An 18,810-nucleotide genomic window follows, 5' to 3' on the forward strand; every position below is an offset into this window, starting at 1 on the left:
CTTTGGGATACGCCTATTATAGAGGCCGTCCGCATCGAAGCGCATGACCCCAAAGAGTCATGACCGCAAATGAACAAGCCTCCGCAGCCCGGAAAGGACGCGGAGGCTCGCCAATCGTTATTTCCCTTCGTCCGCGCTCCACAGCTTCACGCGGTCCTGCACGTACTTGGTGTAGCCCTTCTCCATCTTTTCGACGCCTGCCTTGATCAGGTCGTTCTGATAGGCGTCCCAGATTTTGTCGAAGTCTTCGGGCTTCGCGAGGATGGCCTCCGGGATCCGCTTCCAGGTGATGTCCTTCATCTTGTTGCCGAGGATGGATACTTCGTCTTCGCCAGGAATTTGAATGTTCCATGCGGCGCCGTACGCCTTCACGTTAAACTCGTCTTCCTTCGGGAACAAGTCCTTCCAAGTCGTCGCCTTGTAGGCCGCCAGCGTTTCCTTCTCCGCGTCGCTGTAGCCCTGGGTGATCATTTCCGGGCTGTTTTTCGTATAATAGTTGCCGGTCGGGTCCTTCACGCCGTCGCCGTAGTGGACCATGATGTTCCAGTAGAAGCCGAGTCCGGACTCCTTGGTGAACGCGGTGTTATCGTTGTTGATGCGGTCCTGGACTTCCTTCGGCACGACGCGCTTGCCGTTTTCGACGACGTAATGCTTGCCTTCGATGCCCCAGTTGTTCAGCACCTGGCCTTCGTCCGAAGCGAGGTAATCGAGGAACTTGATGATGCGTACCGGATCCTTCGCCTTGCTAGAGATCGAGATGCCGTACCCGCCCATGAAGCCAGTCGGCCAGAACGACGTCTCCTTGTACTGCTCGCTCATCGTGACAGGATAATGGCCGTACGTCTGATCGAACTTTCCGGCGGTCTTGAGCGCCTGCTGACCGTCGTTAAAATCCCAGTCCTGGTCGATCAAGCCGAGCACGCGGCCGGAGGCGACCTTCGCCTTGTACTGATCGTATTTTTGCACGAAGCTTTCCTTGTCGAGCAGTCCTTCCGCGTTCATATGGTTGAGCCAACGGAAGTATTCCTTCTCCTCCGGGCGCCGGAAGTGATAGATCGCTTCGTGCGTCTGCTGGTTGATAAAGTATTCGCCGTCGTCCGAACCGCCCGTCACGAAGGTCGCAGGGTTCGTCACGGAAATGTACATATGCCAGTCGTCCGCGTTCAGCGACAAGCCGATGTTTTTGTTGCCGTTCTCGTCCGTCGGATGCTTGGCAAGGTAGTCCTTGATGACCTTCTCGTAATCCTGTACCGTGCGAATGGTCGGGTAACCCGCTTCCTTGACGACGCGGTGCTGGAGCTCGAAGCCGCCGCCCGCGACCGCCTTGACTTCGTCTACCGCCGACCAGGTCGGGATCGAATAGATCGATTGGTCTTCGGTCGTATACTTCGCCCGGCTCATGTACGGTCCGAGCACCTTTTTTGATATTGGGCGCATACTTGTCGATCAGCTCGGTCAGGTCTAGCACCGCGCCGGCGTCGACGAGCTTGCCGATGTCGCCTTTGGCCGCGATAATGTCGGGATATTCGCCGCTCGCGGCCATGAGCGCGACCTTTTGCGCAGGGTCGCCGACCGCGAACTCGGCATCGAGGGTGACGCCGGTCTTCTTCGTGATCTCCTTGGAGACGTCGTCCTGCATGTTGTTCCAGTTCGGATTCGGGTCTTCGGAAAAGTAAGTAAACGTGACGGGCTTCAGAACCTCGCCTTCCTTCGCCGCTTCCGTTGCCGTCGACGATCCGGATGGCGCAGCTCCGGAAGCCGTGCCGCCGCTATCGCCGTTATCCTTGCTGCAGGCGGACAGAAAGCTCAGCGTCATGGCGCCGGCGAGCAGCAGCGCGTTTACCTTCATTCTCTTTTTCATCGCTTGGAACCCTCCGTTTAATGTGAATGATGGATCGTATTTGGACAGGATGCAACCCTGCGGATCCCTTCGGTTCGGTATGGCGTCCCGCTGGCTGGCGTCAGCTTTTGACGGCGCCGAGCGTCATGCCCTTGACGAAGTACTTTTGCAGAAACGGATACACGACGAGGATCGGCACGGTCACGACGATCGTGATCGCCATTTTGACCGATTCGGGGGAGATCTGCCGCATCACCTCGGTCATATTGCGTCCGCGGAACTGGTCGGCGTTCGTCGTCGTGCTCTGAAGCACCTTCATGAGCTCGAACTGCAGCGTCGTGAGCTTCTCGTTCGATCCGTTGTACAGGTAGGTGTCGAACCAGGCGTTCCACTGCCCTACCGCCAGGAATAGGGCGATGGTGGCCAGGGCAGGCTTCGTCAGCGGCAGGATGACGCGCCAGAAGATCGTCCAGTCGCTCGCGCCGTCGAGCTTCGCGGATTCCTGCAGCGCATAGGGAATGCCGTCGATGAACGAACGGATGATAAAGACGTTGAAGGCGCTCACGAGTCCGGGCAGCACGTAGACCGCGAAGGTGTTCATCATGTTGAGGTCGCGGATCAGAATGTAGAATGGAATCAGACCGCCGGACACGTACATGGTGAGCGCCAGGAAAGCGGAGATGAACCGCCTGCCCTGAAAATCCGCCCTGCTGATCGTGAACGCCAGCATGGACGCGCTGACCAACCCCAGCAGCGTGCCGACGACCGTCCGCAGCACCGATATCTTGAGCCCGGTAATCAGGCCGCCGAAAGCGAAAATGGTCTCGTAATTTTTGAACGTCGGCACCCGGGGGTAGATCGTCAGGCCGCCCCGCACGCTGTCGGTCGAATCGTTCAGCGAGATGGCGAGCACGTTGAGGAACGGGTAGAGCGTAATGACGGTGACGAGGATCAAAATCGCGTACACGACGACTTCGAAGAGCTGGTCCGACCAGGGACGGCCGGCGAAACGTCTGATCGCTTGCATGCGGGCCGGCCTCCTTAGAAGATGCTTTCTTTGGTCGTGCGCTTGAAGATGCCGTTGGCGATAAGGAGCAGGAACACGCTGATGACGGAATTAAAAATGTTGATGGCGGTGCCGAACGAGAAGCGTCCTAGACCGAGACCGTAATTGAGCGCGTACAGGTCGAGTACCTGCGAATAGTCGCTCACGAGCGGGTTGCCGAGCAGGAATTGCTTCTCGAAGCCGATCCCGACCAGATGTCCGATCGACATAATGAGCAGGACGACGATCGTGGGGCGAATGCCCGGCAGCGTAATATGCCAGATCTGGCGCAGCCGGCTGGCCCCGTCCACTTTGGCCGCCTCGTACAAGTCGGGACCGATTCCCGCGATGGCCGCGAGGTAGATGATCGTATTCCAGCCCATCTCCTTCCACACGTCCGAAGCGGTGACGATGTACCAGAACAAACCGCCCTTGGCCATGAACTGGATCGGCTCGTCGACGATATGGAGCGAGACGAGGATCTCGTTGACCACGCCGCCCTCGGTCGACAGCATCTTCGTGACGATCCCCGCCACCACCACCCAAGAGACGAAGTGAGGGAGATCAGGAGACGGTCTGCACGAACCGTTTGACCGGCATCGCCCGCACTTCGTTCAGGACGACCGCGAACACGATCGGTACGATGAAGCCGGCGACGAGTCCCATCGTGCTCATCGCGAGCGTGTTGCGCAGCACCCGGTAGAATTGCTCGTCGGCGAACAGCTCCCTGAAGTACTGAAGGCCGACCCACTTCTGATCCCCGAAAGCGATGCCCGGCTTAAATTTCTGGAATGCCATCGTCCAGCCCCAGAGCGGCAAGTAGCTGAATACGAAGGCCCACAAAACGAACGGCACGGACATCAGATACAGGTATCGCTGCTGGAAAAACTTTTTCCAAAAGGCGCCGCCCTTTTTCCGCGACACGCTCTCCGTTCGCCTTTCTTGGCTTGCCGTCATTGTCCTCATACGATTACCTCCTTGCTTGGTCTTATTATAAGAGAACGCTTTCATCGGTCCTACCCGGCAAATCCGCCCCGTCTTCCTCCTAAAATCAGGGATTTCAGAAAACGTTTTCAGAAAGCCGCTAAAAAAGACGGACGAAACAGCTGATTTTGCTGCCTTGTCCGTCCTTATGCTTCGCGATCACGACGATTCGAATTGACTGCGGTATGCGCCAGGCGACAGGCCCTCGTATTTTCGGAATTTGCCGTGGAAATAGTCCGGGTTGGGATAGCCGACCTGCTCCGCCGCCTCGTACACTTTGAGCCCCGTCCGGAGCAGCTGCTTGGCCTTGGCGATCCGGACTTTGTCGAGATAGGTATTGAACGAATCCCCGGTCACGGACTTGAAAAGCTTCCCCAGATAAGCGCTGTTGTAATTAAACGCCTCCGCCAGCTTTTCCAGCTTCAGATTGTCCTTGTAGTGGGCATCGATCAGTTGCGTCATCTTCCGAATCTGACGCTCTCCCCCGCCGTCGTCCGTCAGCCGAATCGCTTCAACGAGAAGGCCGGAAATTTGCGCGAGCATCGTTTGGTATCCGCATGCGCGGTGGATCGCCAGCAGCTTCGGCTCAAGCAGCGTCGGGGCGGAGCCGGCGCCCGGCTGGCGGGCCGACAGCTTCTCGAGCAGGCGCGTCAGCAGCTGGACGAACCGGGCTTTGAGCGAATCTTCTCCTTCGCCGGCGCCCAGCAGGAGATCGCCGATCTCCTCGACGATCGGCGCTACGCGGGCTTCGCTGCCCGTGCAGACCGCGAGGTACAGCCGCTCCGCCTGGCGCAGCAGCAGGTCCGGCTCGAAGGGTCCCGCCTCCGCGGACGGCAGCCGCCGCGCCGTCTCGTCGTCGATAAAGTCCGCGCCGTCGTAAAAGAAGCGGTGCTGCGCGCGCAGCTTGGCCGTCGCGAACGATAAAGGAATGCCGGCGGCATCGGGCGCACCCTCGCCTGCCGCCGCGAATACGCGGCAGCCGGCAAGCTCGCCCCAGTCGCGCAGAGAAGCCGTCAGCCGGCGGCGGGCGGAATCCCGGAGCACGCTGTCCGCCAGCAGCAGACCGATCGGGGCGCCTGCATCGAAGACGATACCCACGCCCGTTTTCTCGTATGCAGCCTTCAGCCGTTCGCCGATCTGCCGCCGCGCGAGCGCCGTCTCTCCGCCGTCCGCGGCGATCTCGATCAGCACGACCCGAAAGCCTGCGCCTTCACCGCGCCATGAAGCCATCTCCGACGCCCATGTCTCGGCACGCTCCGGCGCTGTCGTCAACATCGCTGTCAGCCGCTCGGAAAGACGTTCCTCTTCCGTTCGCTTCTCCGCTTCGCGCTTCGCTTCCCTTTCGTCGAGCGCCCGTTTGATCGTGCCTAAGTTGTCCGCCAGCTCATCCTCGTCCACGGGCTTCAGCAAATAATTGTCGACGCCAAGCGCGATCGCCTGCCGGGCATAATTAAAATCGGCATAGCCGCTGAGCACGAGCACGCGGACGTCGGCGTCTTCCTTCTTGAGCTCGCGAATCAGCTCCATGCCGTCCATGCCCGGCATCCGAATATCGACGATCAAGAGATCCGGGCGAATTCGCGCGTTCAGGAGCAGCGCTTCCTTGCCGCTCGCCGCCGAACCGGCGATCCGGTACCCGAGCGCTTCCCAATCGAGCAGCTCCGCGAGCCCCTCCCGGATCGAGGGCTCGTCGTCGACCAAAATAACTTTATACATTCGCTGGGTCCTCCTTTCCCCTTGGGATGACGAATCGCACGCGCGTTCCTTCGTGGGGCGCGCTATCGATTGCGAGACCATGCTCCACGCCGTAAGACAGCTCGAGGCGAGCGTTGACGTTGCGCAGGCCGATATGGTCGGAGGCTTCCGCGCCCCCGGGGTCCTTCAAGCTTGCCGTCACCTCTGCCAATCGGTCCCCGGACATGCCGGCGCCGTCGTCCCTCACCTCGACGAACAGGCCGTCGGCGCGGCTTTGCAGCGTGACCTCCACGGTTACCGCCTCCTCTTTGTTTTCCATGCCGTGGATGACGGCGTTCTCGACGATCGGCTGGATGACGAGCGACGGGATGCGCTCGGACAAAGCCTCCGGATCGATATTCATCTTGTACAGCAGCCTGTCTTCATAGCGGAATTTTTGAATGTCCAGATAACATCCGATCATATCGATCTCCGCGGATACGGGGATGACGCCGCTGCCGGCCTCGAGGTTTTTGCGCATCATTTTGCCGAGCAGCTTTACCGTCCGGGCGATATCGGTTTCCTTCCTTACGACCGCTTTCATGCGGATCGACTCCAGCGTGTTGAACAAAAAATGAGGGTTGATCTGGCTGGCGAGCATTCGAAGCTTGATCTCGTTCTGCCTCGTCTCCAGCTCTCTTTTTTTGCCGGTTCGATTCGTTCACCTCGCCCATCAGCGCCCGGATGCTGCCGAGCATCGCGTTGAATTGGCGAGAGAGCTGCCCGATCTCGTCCTTGCCGTCGATCGCCAGCCGCAGGTCAAGCTTGCCCGTCGCGACCCTGGAGATATGCTTGCTCAAGCGGAGCAGCCGGTCCCCGATCAGCTTGGACAAGATCAGGATCAGGACGAGGGCGACGACGAGGCCGAGGCCGATCGCGGCCAGCGCCGACCAAATGATCCGATTAGGCTCGCGCACGATATCGTCAACTGAAAATACGGACAGAATGCGCAGGTTGATCAACGGGTTGTCCGGATATAAATCCGCGATTTGAATCCGTACGCGACGATCTCCAAGCTTGGTCATGAACGCGCCGCTTCGCCGGTCTACGATATCGGGATCGATCGCCAGGTCCTGCAGCGTCTTGCCGACCAGCTCGGGATGGTTGGCCGCTACGATATCGCGGTCCGCGACGAGCATCGTATCGAACGATTCCTGGCTCAGGATGCCGTTGAGCATCGCCGAATTCGCATTGATGACGAGCACCCCGTTCGTGGAATGCTTATAAAAATCGATGCGACGGATCAGGCTGAGATAACGCAAACCGTCCCGCGCGTCGGTGACATAGCTCCAACGAATCAGGCCGTCCGATTTTTTCGCCCATTGGTACCAGTCCGTTTTTTTCGTCTGCTCGTCGGTGGGGATGATCTCCCAATTGTCGAGGAGCGTCGGGTTTTCTACGTACAGCCGCATGCTCGTAATCTCTCGATACAGGTTCACGTACTCCTTGAAGTCGGGATACTCGCGGTAGGCGTCCACGACGCTGTAAGTCGAATCGTAGGCGCCGTTGGCGAGCTGGCCGAGACGCGTATCGTTGGACAGACGGTAGGAGATATCGTAGGAAACGTTGAGCAGGTCCATCGTCCGCTTTTTGACGCGATCCATGTTCGTCTCGATCTGCTCCGCCGCGCCGCGCAGCGCCATTTTTCGCAGCTCCACGGTGAGATAGACCCCGACGATCAGCGTGGGCACCAATACGACCGCGATAAACGAAATAATCAGCTTGTTCCTGATTTTCATATGATTGGTGAAGTGGCGGAAAAAAGTCCGCATCATGTTCCGCCCCGCTTTCGCGCATACCGCCCAGGTAAGCGCTATCATTTATGCTAAGCTTGATTTTAGCAGACTTGCAAATACCGGTAACCTAATCAAGTTTACTATTTTTCATGTCAAAATCAGCGTTTTTTCTGAAAAACAGAAGGGAGCCAAGCTTCCAAGGGCATGAAAAAAGCAGCGGACCGTCACGGTTCAACGATCCCCTGCTCGTACGCATACCGCGTGAGCTGCACCCGATTGCCAAGATGTAGCTTCTGCAAAATGTTTTTCAAATGGTTTTTGACCGTATGCTCCGACACGCCGAGCGCGGCCGCGACGTCCCGGTTCGTTAGGCCTCTCGCCACCTCCAGGAGAATTTCCTTCTCCCTTGGCGTCAGGTCTTCGCGCGGCGGCTCGCCGATCTCCGGCCCGTCGGTTCGCTTGCCGGGACCTCGGGCGACCGCCGCTGCGCCGCCCGATCCGCCGCGCCCGGCGAATTCCCTGAGGATCGACAGCGCGATATCGGCGCTCAGCGGCGCGTCGTCCGAAGCGACGGCACGCAAATATTCCCGCCAGGCCGAAGGATTCAGATTTTTGAGCAGGTAGCCTTGCGCCCCCCTTCTTCAGCGCCTCGAACAGATGGGCGGGCTCGTCTGAGACGGTGACGATGACGATTTTGACCGAAGGATAGCCTTCCTTGATGAGTTTGGATGCGGCCAGTCCCCCCATGCCCGGCATGTGAATGTCCATAAGCACGAGGTCCGGCCGGGCGTCCCGCATGAGTCCGATCGCTTCCTCGCCGCTGGCGGCTTCCCCCGACGACGGTGAAGTCGGGACATCCTTCTACGATCTCCCGCATGCCCTGCCTCGCATGCCGGTGATCGTCAACGAGCAGAATCCGCCATCCGCCTTCCATGTTTGTCCGCTCCTTTTTTGGTCAACTCGATCACCGTCAGGCCGTCCCCGCAGGTGGCGCCGAACGTCCAACCCATGCGGCCCGCGCGCTCGCGAACCATGCGCAAGCCGAATCTGCCCGGCGCCTCGAGCGGCTCGCCCGCGAAGCCGACGCCATCGTCGATGACCGCGCAGCGGAAGCCGCCGTCCGCCGTCCGCTCGCCGACCACGTAGACGCGGTCCGCGCGGGCGTGCTTGCGCACGTTGACCAGCGCTTCGCGCAGGCAGGCGTGCAGCTCGACTTTTTCCTTGGCGCCCAGCATGTCCTCGGGAATGTCCCAACGGAACTCCGCCTTCGCCTCGGTCAAGGCCGCCGTCTCGCCGAGCAGCTCGCGCAGCGGCTCCACCCAGCCATGGTCGGCCGCTTCGGGCGGCAGACGCAGCCTCGCGATCGCTTGACGCACGTCCTCGTGCACGTCGCGGACGGTCTCCCGCAGCTCGCCGGCCGTCGCGGCGCGCGCCGCCTCGTTCGGCGACGCATCCAGCTTGTCCAGCTTGACGGCCAGCAGGAACAGCGATTGCGCGATGCCGTCGTGAAGCTCGCCCGCGAGCCGCTCCCGCTCTTCCAACGCGGCGCTGAGCGAGCGTTCGCGCTGAAGCGCCCGCTGGGACGACTCGAGCCTGGCGAAAAGACCGCGCACGAGCGTCAGCGTCACGGCCAGCACGATGAAGGGCGCGAGAAAATTGCCGAGGTCCATCGTCATGTACGGCAGCAAAAACGCATGCCGCACATACTCCCACAAGCCGATCGTCAGCGTCGGGATGAGCAGGATCATCCATTTGATCCGGCGGTCGTTCATCGGCTTCTCTCCCGTCCCCGTTTACTGCGGCGTCGTCCGCGACACGTTAATAAATTTTGAAAGTCGTGGATTTGACGATCTCGGTATCGGTCCTGTCCGTCACCCGGATCTGCGCCTCCCAGCGTCCCCGGAACGCGAGGTAGGGTCCCTTCGATTGGAAGGTCGCCTTCGCAAAGTCGGGGAAGTCGTCGAGCTCCGAATCTTCGTAAGCCTCAAGCGGCACGTCGATAAAACCGACGTCCCCGCTGCCGAGCGGACGAAGGCGAAGGGCGACCTTCTTCGGCGCGCCGACCTTGTCCGGCAGCCATATTTTCAGCGTAAACGCGTTGTCTCCCGGCGCTCCGGGCGAGATGCGAAGCGTCACGTGCATGTCCGTCCCCATCTCGTGGTAGGAGATCGGCTGGTTGGCCGGCAGCGGATTCTGGTAGGTCAGCACGCCGACGCTCAGCACGATGGCGCCGAGCATGCCGAGATCGGCCCGCAGCAAGCCGGCCCGCGGCAGCTCGCCCTTGCGCAGGCGCAGGCGGATGAGGAACGCAGTGACGACGACTAGCAGCGACAGGCCGATCTTGATGAGCAGCCACGTCCCCCAGGACGTCTCGAACAAGTAGGAGAGCGTAGGTAAGTACTGCAGCGTACTGAGCGCGCCGGTCAGCGCGAGCAGCAGGAAGGAGAGCAGGGCCCATTTGGAAAAACGGATCGCGAACCTGCCTGCCTCGGGTCGCTCGCGATGCCAGACGGCGGCGAGGAGCACGAGTCCGCCGGACCAGACGGCCGCGGCGAGCAGATGGACGAAGTCGAGCGCCAGCGTGTAGGCTGCCGGGCTGAATGCCGCGGCATGTCCGTTCCAGGCCTCGGCTATGAGCGCGAGCAGCGTCCAGGCCAACCCGGCATAGGCGCCCATGCCGCGAAGCAGCAGCGCTGCGAACGCCAGCACGAGCTGGGCCGCATAGAGGCGGCCGACCGTCGTATCGGTCAAGATACGCCCCCACTCGGAGAACGGCTCGCCCTCGGTCAGGTTCGACATCTGCAGCACGACGTAGACGAGCGTCGCAAGCGCGCCGAACTGGGCCGTCCAGCCGATCCACGTCTCCCGGGACGCTCGCTCCGCGGCGGACGGCTCGCGTCGCAGCCCCCACAGCAGCAGCCCGGACAGCACGAGCAGGGAAGCGAAAAACAACGCCCGGCTGGCATAAAAAATAAAGCGGGTCGTCGTGAGATCCTGGTCGCCCCCGTGATTGTGGGAGCTATGCCCGAGCTGGGCATGCGGATCGAGCTCGGCCGCGTCCGTTAGCGGCGGCGGATTGCCCACCGTAAAGACGTAAGCCCCTTCGACGGGATGCCCGTCCGCGGAAATAACCGAGTAGCTCACCGTATAGTGACCCTCGCCCAGCTTGGGCAGCGCAAGTCGCAGCCCCTTCCCTTGGGAGGTACGCTCCGGCTTGCCGGAAGCCACGGTCTTGGAGTCGCCGTTCAAGACGGACAGGCGCGCGGTCGAACCGCCGTCAAGCCGCTCGTTGAACGTCAGCTCGACGGCGCCGGGGCTCTCCGCGAGCTGCGCGTCCTGCACGGGCGAAGCCGTCTCCAATATCGCGTGCGCGGAGGCCGCAGGCGCGAAAAGCGCCGTTAATGAAGCGATCAGGACGAGCCATAACGCCAGCATCCCCGTCCGCCGGGCCGCCCGCGCGAACGTTCTGCGCGTATCGCCGTTGCCCGTCCCCGCCGTTTCAATGGTTCTCATATCGCCGCATTACCCGCCTTCCGTCGATCCGTAAAATTCGTAACTATCAGTATAAGGGATTCCGAGGCGTCTCCGCATGACGCGAAGGGGCCATCTTCTCCGTAGGATTATGGCGCATGGACGCTTTATCCATCCTTATCGTAACGCAGCGCATATGCCGATTCAATCTACGGGCGCCCGGCCAAGCCTCGCGTCGGGCCACCAATCGCCTCCGGCATACGGCCGGCCTCTGTCGTCCGGCCAGACATAGACCCATCCTCGCAGATCTTCGCGGTCGGCGTCGCGCACCCATACGCGATCGTAATCGTTGTCGTCCTCCGGCCCGAAGTATTCCTCCAGCCGGTCGATACGCCGCAGCGTCTCGCGGTCCACGAGCGTCCACAAGCCGCGTACGCGCCGATCGGCAGTCGCTCCCGGCTGCGTCAGCACCAACGCCGGATAACCGTCGACGGCGACGAGACGTCCGCGAACCGTTCCCGGCTGCGGCTCCGACTTGGCGAAGGGCCAGAGGAGGCCGGCGTTCTCCAGTCCGGGCAGCAGCGACCCGTATACGAAAATCCGGTGAAGCCCGACTCGCTCCGCTTGCCAATCTCGCATGCCGGCGTCGCTCCTTCCCGCGTTGCGCGCATGCCGGGTAACGGCTACAATGAATCCATCCGCGGCGCGGCGCCTTTCGTTCTCTCTATCATAGCTCGCCTCATTCGTCCCGCCAACCGGGTCGGCATTCCTTAACGACTGGAGATCATGCGAAAATGGAAACTTTTGAACTGGCTTCCCTCTTAGTTCGGCAAGGCTCGGAAGAATGGCCCGTCTCCTTCGAGAGAGCGCGGCTGTTCGTCATCCAGCAATACGGCACGTTTTCCTGGTACATCGAGCTGGACGGCATGCAGCAGGAAGCGCTGCTTCGGCGGTTCGCCGAATCGCTGGACATCGACGTATCCGTTCAAGCGGTCACGGTGGGCGGCAAGTCGCTGAGCGGCGACGGTTTCTTCCATCCCAATCCCCAAAAGCGCGCCGCCGCCGTACGCGGCCAAGGCGAGCTCGGCGGCTACCACTAACCGGCGGGGCATTCGGACGCGCGCGGTTCGCGGCGACAAAGCAAACGGGACGATGCAGGCAGCGCTGCGTCGTCCCGTTTTTTCAGTCCTAACGGCCTTTATTTTCCAGGGAAAATCTCCGGCGTCGTCATCTTGTCGTAAAAATCCGTGAATTTGTCGCGCTCCGGCGAAGCGCGCCAGCCCATGGCCGAGCGCGGGTGCTCGTCGAGCGTGCCGGTGATCATGTCGGGAATGAGATAGCCCCACTCCTCTTTTTCCCGCAGCTTCAACATGTGGCGCTCGATCATGCCAAGCACCGGCCGGAGGCTGTAGTTCGGATTCGTGAGCTTGGCGAGCAGCAGCTCGGTCGGCGTGTTGCCGGCGGCGCGGCCCATGCCGTAGACGGAAGCGTCCAGCAGCTCGACGCCGAGATCCGCCGCGGCCAACGTGTTGGCGAACGCCAGCTGCATGTTGTTGTGCGTGTGTACGCCAAGGCGCTTGTGCTTCAGGGTGCGCTTGAACTTTTCGACAAGAAAACGCATATCGTCCGGATCGAGGCTGCCGTAGGAGTCGACGATGTAGACGACGTCGATCGGGCTATCGCCGATCATCGCGAGCGCTTCGTTCAGCTCGTTGTCCATCACGTTGGACAGCGCCATGATGTTGATCGTCGTCTCGTAGCCGCGTTCGTGGAACAGCGTGCCGAGCTCGATCGCCTTCTCCGTATCGCGCGCGTACGTGGCGACGCGTATCAGGTCCAGCAGCGACTCGCTCCTCGGCAAAATGTCGTTTTCGTCGACGCGGCCGACGTCCACAAGCGCCGACAGCTTCGTGTTCAGCTTGTGCGGGATCACCTTGCGCAGGAATTCGTCGTCCAGAAAACGCCAAGGTCCCGCTTGGTCGGCGCCCTTCAGGAGGCGCGGCGAATTTTTGTAGCCGATCTCCATATATTCGACGCCCGATTCGTTCAGGCTCTGGTACAGATCCTGCACAAATTCGACGCCGAAGTCCCAATTGTTGACAAGTCCGCCGTCGCGCACCGTGCAATCGACGATTTTGCAATGGCTCGTTTTGCTGTGAATGGTCATCATGACTACCTTCTCCTTTTGGCTGCCTGATCGCTAACGTCTATCGTTCGTATCCTCAACATATCCCCGCAAGACACAACATGACATCAATTTTATAACGAAAGGGCGGTCGTCCACAAGCTTTTGCTTATGATTTAACAAAACGCAACCGACCGGCTGCGCATTCGCCTCCGGTCGGTTGCGTATATAACGCGTATAAAAGGATGCTTAAGCTTAGCCCTGCGCCCGCGAAGTCTGCCAGCGCGCTTCCTGCAAGAGCAGCGAAGTCGCCGCGTCGATGCGGCCCGCGATCTCCTCCTCGATCCGGGCTTTGCCGTCGTCGCCCCAGGTCACCTGCGTATCCAGCACGAACACGCCGGTCAGGATGTTGCGGGCGCCAAGCACGGACAGCACCGGCTTGAAGGCGTAGTCGATGGCCAGCAGATGCGCGATCGTGCCGCCGACGACGAGCGGCAGGACGATTTTGTTTTCCAAGCCTTTCTGCGGCAGCAGATCGAGGTAGGCCTTCAAAATGCCGGTGAAGGAAGCCTTGTAAACGGGAGAAGCGATGACGACGGCATCCGCCTCCGCGACGAGACGGTTCGCCTCCCCGATGGCTTGGCTGTCGAAGCGGGCATGGAGCAGGTCCTCCGCCGGCAGATCGCGTACGTTGATAACCGACACTTCGGCGCCGCTCTCCTCGATCTGGCTGCGCACGCGGTCCAGTACGCCGTTAAGCCTGGATTTTGCTGTCGGGCTGCCTTGCACAATGACGATTTTGGACATGAATGCTCACACCTTTTCCGTTATTCCGATATTAACCATCGGATTTTAATTAATTATACGTTCAGCCTTCCCCATGCGTCAAGCGCCGTCCATCGCCAAAAGCCCCATCCCGCCGGGGAGATGGGGCTTCAAGCATTAGGAAGCCGAGACGACCTGGGCGACCTCTTCGCGGTGCCGTTCGAGCACCGCGCTCTGGCCGAAGCGGATGAGCCCGTCCTTGTTTGGCAAGCGCAGCTCGAGCTCTCCCGCTTCCGGAACGAATCGAAGGTCAAAGGAAAAGTCGCGGCCGATCTCGTCCGAACGCGCCTGGAGGCCGCCGTACACGAGGGTGCCGTCCGCGCTAAGCGGCTTCTCGATCAGCGTAGAATTGTCCGGCATGGCAAACTTCACGGAGCGCTGTCCGTTCCACAGCACGCCTTCCCCGCCCGCGACCAAGTAATTTCCTTTGCGCGCCAGCTTCAGATCGATCGCGAGCGCGCCTTCGAGATCGGTACCGGATACGTACAGAGGATCCTTCTTGGTCATGTCGACCTGGCCGGCCCACTTCGGCAGCGGCTCGACCGACGTAGACTTCAGGTCGAAGTGGTAGGTCTTCGCCTCGCCGTCGGCCGGCAGCGCCTTGTCGGCCGACGGCGAAGAAGGCTCCGTCGCGGCCGCGGACGATGAGGCCGGGGCGGATTCGCCGTTCGTATCGGACCGTCCCGCCGCGCATCCGCCGAGCAGCGCCGCCGCCAGCAAGGCCGCTGCCGCTCCCTTCCATGTTGGACTCAATATCGCGTCCATCCTCCTTCAAGCGGCTCCGTAGGAGCCCGTGTGTCGCAATAGATAGTAGTATAGGCCAACGGAAGGCGGGATCTCAAGCGCAGTGCTCGATGTCACAAAAAAAGACCCGGATTCAACGCTTCAGGAAGCCCCGATTATTTAAGTATTCCATCATGTGCAGGCGATTGGGACGCGTCAGCCATTCTGCCATGATCTTTGTCCAAGGCGTGCTTTTGCGGCCTTCCGTCCGCGCCTGCAAATACCGGGTCATCGTCTCGTCGTATTCGCCCACCGGTCCATGCCCCCGTTCGGCGTCATACCGGTTCCAGTGGAGCACCGCTTCGACCGGCAGCCGCGGACGCTGTCCGCTGGGCTGGTCAGGCAATCCCACGCACATGCCGAACACCGGATACGCCAGGCTCGGAATGCCGAGAAGGGAAGATACTTCCTCGATCCGGTTGCGGATGCCTCCGATATAACATATGCCGTAGCCCATCGATTCGGCCGCGACCGCTGCGTTCTGCGCGGCGAGCGACGCGTCCACAGTCGCGACGATAAAGCTCTCCGCGGAGTCCGCATATGCCTCTTCGCCCGGGGCGATATGCGCTTCGGCCGCGCGGGAAAGCCGGTTCAAATCCGCGCACCAGACGAGAAGGGCCGGGCAGGTCTCGACGTACGCCTGATTGCCCGTCAAGACGGCCAGCTCTCGCTTAAGCGCAGGATCCGTGACCGCGACGACGCTGTAGGCTTGCACGTTGCTCGACGTCGATGCCATCTGGCCGGCCGCGACGATCTCCCGCAGATCAGCCTCGGGAATCGGCGACGGATCGAAGGATCGGACGGAGCGGTGCTGCATCAGCTGCGCGACAACCTCGTTCATCGCGTTATTCCTCCTTTCGGCTTCCGCCTGCTTCCATTTTGTCCTGGCAGCCAGCCTGTTCCCATTTTCCCCTTAACGCCCGCCCCTGAAGCGATCGCGCCCCAAACGGGGGCGAACGGGCTGCAAACGGGGGGGCGAACGGGCTGCAAACGGGGGGGGCGAACGGGCTGCAAACGGGCAAATGGACCGGAAGCCGGGCTTCCGGTCCATCTATATGAAATCGCCTGGCCTTAGCCGAGCGTTTTTTGTCCCGGCTTCCAGTTGACCGGGCAAAGGCCGCCGGATTGGAGCGCCTGCAAAATGCGGAGCGTCTCGTCCACGCTGCGGCCGACGTTCATGTCGGTCACGACCTGGTAGCGCAGCACGCCTTCGGGATCGACGATGAAGAGACCGCGGTGCGCCGCGCCGGAAGCGTCGTCGAGGATACCGTAAGCATGCGCGGTTTCCTTGGTGAAGTCGGACACGATCGGGAACTTGATCGCGCCGATGCCGTTCTGGTCGACCGGCGTCTGGATCCATGCCTTATGCGTGTAGATGCTGTCCACCGACGCGCCCAGCACCTCGCAGTTCAGCGCTTTGAATTCGTCGTAGCTGTCGCTGAAGCCGCGGATCTCGGTCGGGCAAACGAAGGTGAAGTCGAACGGCCAGAAGAAGAACACGAGCCATTTGCCGCGATAATCTTCGAGCGATACTTTCTCCTCGAGCGAATCGAGGTTTTTCGTCGACAGCAGGTTGAACGATGGAGCGGGAAGGCCGACTTTGGCGAAAGGATACGGATTGGCGATTGTCGTCATAGGGGATGAATCCTCCAAGATGTAGTGTGATGAATAAGGGGTCTGCAGTTCCGGCAAAGGTTATATCGGCTTAACGACGACGCGCAACTTAGAATACGGAAGCGATGGAAGCCGGCGATTCGTTCGCCTCCAGGAACCGTTCGGCGTCGAGCGCAGCCATGCAGCCGGTGCCGGCGGCGCTGATGGCCTGGCGGTACTTGCTGTCCTGAACGTCGCCGCAGGCGAATACGCCCGGGATGTTCGTCTCGGTCGTGCCGGGCGTGACGAGGATGTAGCCGGTCTCGTCCGTCTTCAGCTGACCTTCCAGGAACTTCGTGTTCGGCGTGTGGCCGATCGCCACGAACACGCCTTCCGCTTCGATCAGTTCTTCTTCGCCGGTCTCGTTGTTCAGCGCCTTAAGGCCCTTCACGCCGAGCGGTCCGGCGACCACTTCAAGCGGCGTACGGTTCAGGCTCCAGCTGATCTTGGCGTTCTCGCGGGCGCGCTCCTGCATGATCTTCGAGGCGCGCAGCTCGGTGCGGCGGTTAACCAGCACGACTTCCGACGCGAAGCGGGTCAAGAAGTTCGCTTCCTCCATCGCGGAGTCGCCGCCGCCGATGACGATGATCTTCTTTCCTCTGAAAAAGAAGCCGTCGCAGGTCGCGCAGGTGCTGACGCCGCGTCCGACGTTGTCCTTTTCCCCGGGAATGCCCAGGTACTTGGCCGACGCACCCGTGGAGACGATGACGGTCTGCGCCTGAAGCTCTTCCTTGCCGTCGACCGTGAGCGTGAACGGGCGCTTGGACAGATCGGCCTTCGTTACCCAGCCGCTGCGGAATTCGGCGCCGAAGCGCTGCGCTTGCTTGCGCATATTATCCATCAATTCCGGGCCCATGATACCTTCGGGGAATCCCGGAAAATTCTCGACCTCGGTCGTGGTCGTCAGTTGGCCGCCTGGCTCGGGGCCTTCGATGACGAGCGGAGCGAGCCCCGCGCGAGCAAGATAGATGGCTGCGGTCAGTCCCGCAGGACCCGTGCCGACGATGATCGTATGTCTCATATGACTCTCTCCTCTCGGGCGCTTGGCGTTCGATGCATTTATCTTAACACCGGACCGCCGTACGGGCATGAAGGCCGAATGAAGGCGGCATGAACGTTTGATGAAGAAAATCCGAAGCCTTGCTGGTCGTACGAATCGGGCTAGTCGGCCGTCCGGTAGCCCACGCCGCGAACGGTCACGATATAACGCGGGTTTTTCGGATCGTCGCCGAGCTTTTTGCGCAGGCTCTTGATATGGACGTCGATCGAGTTGCTGCCGCCGAAGTAGCCTTCGCCCCACAGCTTCTCCATCAGGTCCTGGCGGGACAATACGCCGCCGCCGGCCATCAGCAGCGCCCGCAAAATATCGAACTCCGTCTTGGTCAGCTCGACGCGCCGTCCGTCCCGCTGCACGGTCACCCGGCGGAGATCCATGCGGATGTCTTTGAATGCCGCTTCGTCGGGTCCGGCTTGCGGGGCGCTTTTGCCGGCCAGATCCTCGATCCGGACCAGCAGCGCGCCGACGTCGCCCGGCCAGGCTTCGCTTCGGTCGGTTGCCAGGCCGTGGGCAGGAGGCTCATCCTGCAGGGCGGCCGGCTCGACCAGATAGAGCGCGGGCGTCTTGAGCTCGGCCATGCCGCTCAGCGGGTCCTGCCCTGCGACCGAACGGTCCGCGATCAACAGATCGATCTGGAGGCTGGAGAGCAGCGCCTCCTGTCCGTGGCGGAAGACGAGCACGTCGTAGCAGCGCGTCGTCAACTCCGCGAGCAGCGGCTGCAATCGCGCGGGGTACGCGCTGACGACGACGATCCGGCGCGTCGTGTCGCAATAGGCGCCCATCAGTTCTTCTGCTTGGATGTCCGGCATGCGGGGCACGCTCCCTTGAAAATAAATTGTTCTTCCGTCAGCGCGTACCCGCTCTCTTCGGCGACCCGCGCGAGCCACTCGGCCGGCGGAGGCGTCATCACCTCGTCGACTTTGCCGCAGGACACGCACACGATATGCGCGTGGTCCTCGCATCGGCCGTCGTACCGGCTCGTCTTGCCCTCGAGCTTCAGCTCGTGAATCAGCCCTTCGTCTGTCAGATAGCGGAGCGAATTGTATACCGTGGCGTAGGCGACGGATTGTCCCTGCGACTTGAGACGATCGATGATGTCGGCGGCAGTCGGATGGTCGTCGGCCTGCGTCACGATGTCGTAGACAAGCTTGCGGGGGGCCGTCAGATTGCGTTTGGTCATGGGAATCCCCTCTTTAATTCAAATGGATTGTCGTGCGGAATTGAATGCGTTACTTAAATTTAGATTTAGTTTAAATTTATAACGTGCTTTTGTCAAGTTCATGCGATAGCAGACCACTTGCTCAATCAGTCGTTTTTCAAGGGGCTGGCGCTCGAAGCGTGCAGGTAGATCGATAGTTGGCGGATTTACGAGGGGGGCGGCGCTCGAAGCATGCATACAGATCGATAGTTGGCGGATTTACGAAGGTACTGCGCTCGAAGCGTGGACGTAGATCGATAGTCTGCGAGTTTACGAGGGTACGGCAATCGGAGTATGCACGTAGTTCGATAGTCGACGGATTCACGAGAGTCCCACGCTTGAAGTATGCACTTTGTTCG

At 60.8% G+C, this 18,810-nt stretch carries 15 protein-coding genes and 5 pseudogenes; 1 reads left to right on the top strand and 19 read right to left on the bottom strand.

What is annotated here, in order from left to right:
• Positions 1–117: 117 nt before the first annotated feature.
• The 11 genes and pseudogenes from OMP38_RS05860 to OMP38_RS05900 form a co-directional block, all read right to left on the bottom strand.
• Positions 118–1,861, bottom strand: a pseudogene (locus tag OMP38_RS05860) (ABC transporter substrate-binding protein).
• Between the two features lie 100 nt (positions 1,862–1,961).
• Entirely contained in the window at positions 1,962–2,867 is a 906-nt protein-coding gene (locus tag OMP38_RS05865; protein WP_277564258.1) for a carbohydrate ABC transporter permease, read from the bottom strand.
• Positions 2,868–2,881: 14 nt separating this feature from the next.
• A pseudogene (locus tag OMP38_RS05870) lies at positions 2,882–3,851 on the bottom strand (ABC transporter permease).
• 177 nt (positions 3,852–4,028) lie between these two features.
• Complete coding sequence (locus OMP38_RS05875) at positions 4,029–5,585, bottom strand: response regulator transcription factor (protein WP_277564259.1); 1,557 nt, start codon at positions 5,583–5,585, stop codon at positions 4,029–4,031.
• Positions 5,578–6,027 (bottom strand): sensor histidine kinase, encoded by a 450-nt coding sequence (locus OMP38_RS34465; RefSeq protein WP_338130476.1) that lies wholly within the window; start codon positions 6,025–6,027, stop codon positions 5,578–5,580. Before OMP38_RS34465 ends, OMP38_RS05875 begins: the two co-directional genes overlap by 8 nt.
• A gap of 9 nt (positions 6,028–6,036) precedes the next feature.
• Positions 6,037–6,204 (bottom strand): annotated as a pseudogene (locus tag OMP38_RS34470) (histidine kinase); the annotation flags it as partial.
• 136 nt (positions 6,205–6,340) lie between these two features.
• A pseudogene (locus tag OMP38_RS34475) lies at positions 6,341–7,423 on the bottom strand (two-component sensor histidine kinase); the annotation flags it as partial.
• A 140-nt stretch (positions 7,424–7,563) separates the two neighbouring features.
• Positions 7,564–8,273 (bottom strand): annotated as a pseudogene (locus OMP38_RS05885) (response regulator).
• Positions 8,242–9,111, bottom strand: coding sequence for a sensor histidine kinase (locus OMP38_RS05890; RefSeq protein ID WP_277564260.1), 870 nt, complete (start codon positions 9,109–9,111; stop codon positions 8,242–8,244). The pseudogene OMP38_RS05885 and the gene OMP38_RS05890 overlap by 32 nt, the downstream one beginning before the upstream one ends.
• Positions 9,112–9,157: 46 nt before the next feature.
• The gene (locus OMP38_RS05895; RefSeq protein ID WP_277564261.1) at positions 9,158–10,852 is read right to left on the bottom strand and encodes a copper resistance CopC/CopD family protein; all 1,695 of its coding nucleotides are present in this window, start codon (positions 10,850–10,852) and stop codon (positions 9,158–9,160) included.
• 162 nt (positions 10,853–11,014) lie between these two features.
• A complete protein-coding gene (locus tag OMP38_RS05900) occupies positions 11,015–11,449 on the bottom strand; it encodes a gamma-glutamylcyclotransferase family protein (RefSeq protein WP_277564262.1) in 435 nt (144 codons plus the stop codon).
• Between the two features lie 155 nt (positions 11,450–11,604).
• Here OMP38_RS05900 and OMP38_RS05905 point away from each other — a divergent pair, with 155 nt between their 5' ends.
• Positions 11,605–11,910, top strand: a complete 306-nt coding sequence (locus tag OMP38_RS05905) for a hypothetical protein (protein WP_277564263.1) — start codon at positions 11,605–11,607, stop codon at positions 11,908–11,910.
• A gap of 98 nt (positions 11,911–12,008) precedes the next feature.
• Here the strand turns inward: OMP38_RS05905 and OMP38_RS05910 are convergent, their stop codons facing one another.
• The 8 genes from OMP38_RS05910 to OMP38_RS05945 form a co-directional block, all read right to left on the bottom strand.
• On the bottom strand, positions 12,009–12,977 hold the full coding sequence (locus OMP38_RS05910) for an aldolase catalytic domain-containing protein (protein ID WP_277565185.1): 969 nt from the start codon (positions 12,975–12,977) through the stop codon (positions 12,009–12,011).
• Positions 12,978–13,190: 213 nt separating this feature from the next.
• Positions 13,191–13,742: an NADPH-dependent FMN reductase gene (gene ssuE / locus OMP38_RS05915; protein ID WP_277564264.1), complete on the bottom strand. Its 552-nt coding sequence runs from the start codon at positions 13,740–13,742 to the stop codon at positions 13,191–13,193.
• 135 nt (positions 13,743–13,877) lie between these two features.
• Positions 13,878–14,513 (bottom strand): hypothetical protein, encoded by a 636-nt coding sequence (locus OMP38_RS05920; protein WP_277564265.1) that lies wholly within the window; start codon positions 14,511–14,513, stop codon positions 13,878–13,880.
• A gap of 124 nt (positions 14,514–14,637) precedes the next feature.
• Positions 14,638–15,384, bottom strand: coding sequence for an oxygen-insensitive NADPH nitroreductase (gene nfsA / locus OMP38_RS05925; protein WP_277564266.1), 747 nt, complete (start codon positions 15,382–15,384; stop codon positions 14,638–14,640).
• 230 nt (positions 15,385–15,614) lie between these two features.
• The gene (locus tag OMP38_RS05930) at positions 15,615–16,178 is read right to left on the bottom strand and encodes a peroxiredoxin (RefSeq protein WP_277564267.1); all 564 of its coding nucleotides are present in this window, start codon (positions 16,176–16,178) and stop codon (positions 15,615–15,617) included.
• Positions 16,179–16,266: 88 nt separating this feature from the next.
• Positions 16,267–17,217, bottom strand: a complete 951-nt coding sequence (gene trxB, locus OMP38_RS05935; RefSeq protein ID WP_277564268.1) for a thioredoxin-disulfide reductase — start codon at positions 17,215–17,217, stop codon at positions 16,267–16,269.
• A 140-nt stretch (positions 17,218–17,357) separates the two neighbouring features.
• Entirely contained in the window at positions 17,358–18,062 is a 705-nt protein-coding gene (locus OMP38_RS05940) for a winged helix-turn-helix transcriptional regulator (protein ID WP_277564269.1), read from the bottom strand.
• Entirely contained in the window at positions 18,035–18,433 is a 399-nt protein-coding gene (locus tag OMP38_RS05945; protein WP_277564270.1) for a Fur family transcriptional regulator, read from the bottom strand. The genes OMP38_RS05940 and OMP38_RS05945 overlap by 28 nt, the downstream gene beginning before the upstream one ends.
• Between the last annotated feature and the right edge of the window lie 377 nt (positions 18,434–18,810).

The organism is Cohnella ginsengisoli (genome assembly GCF_029525555.1).
GTDB lineage: Bacteria > Bacillota > Bacilli > Paenibacillales > Paenibacillaceae > Cohnella > Cohnella ginsengisoli.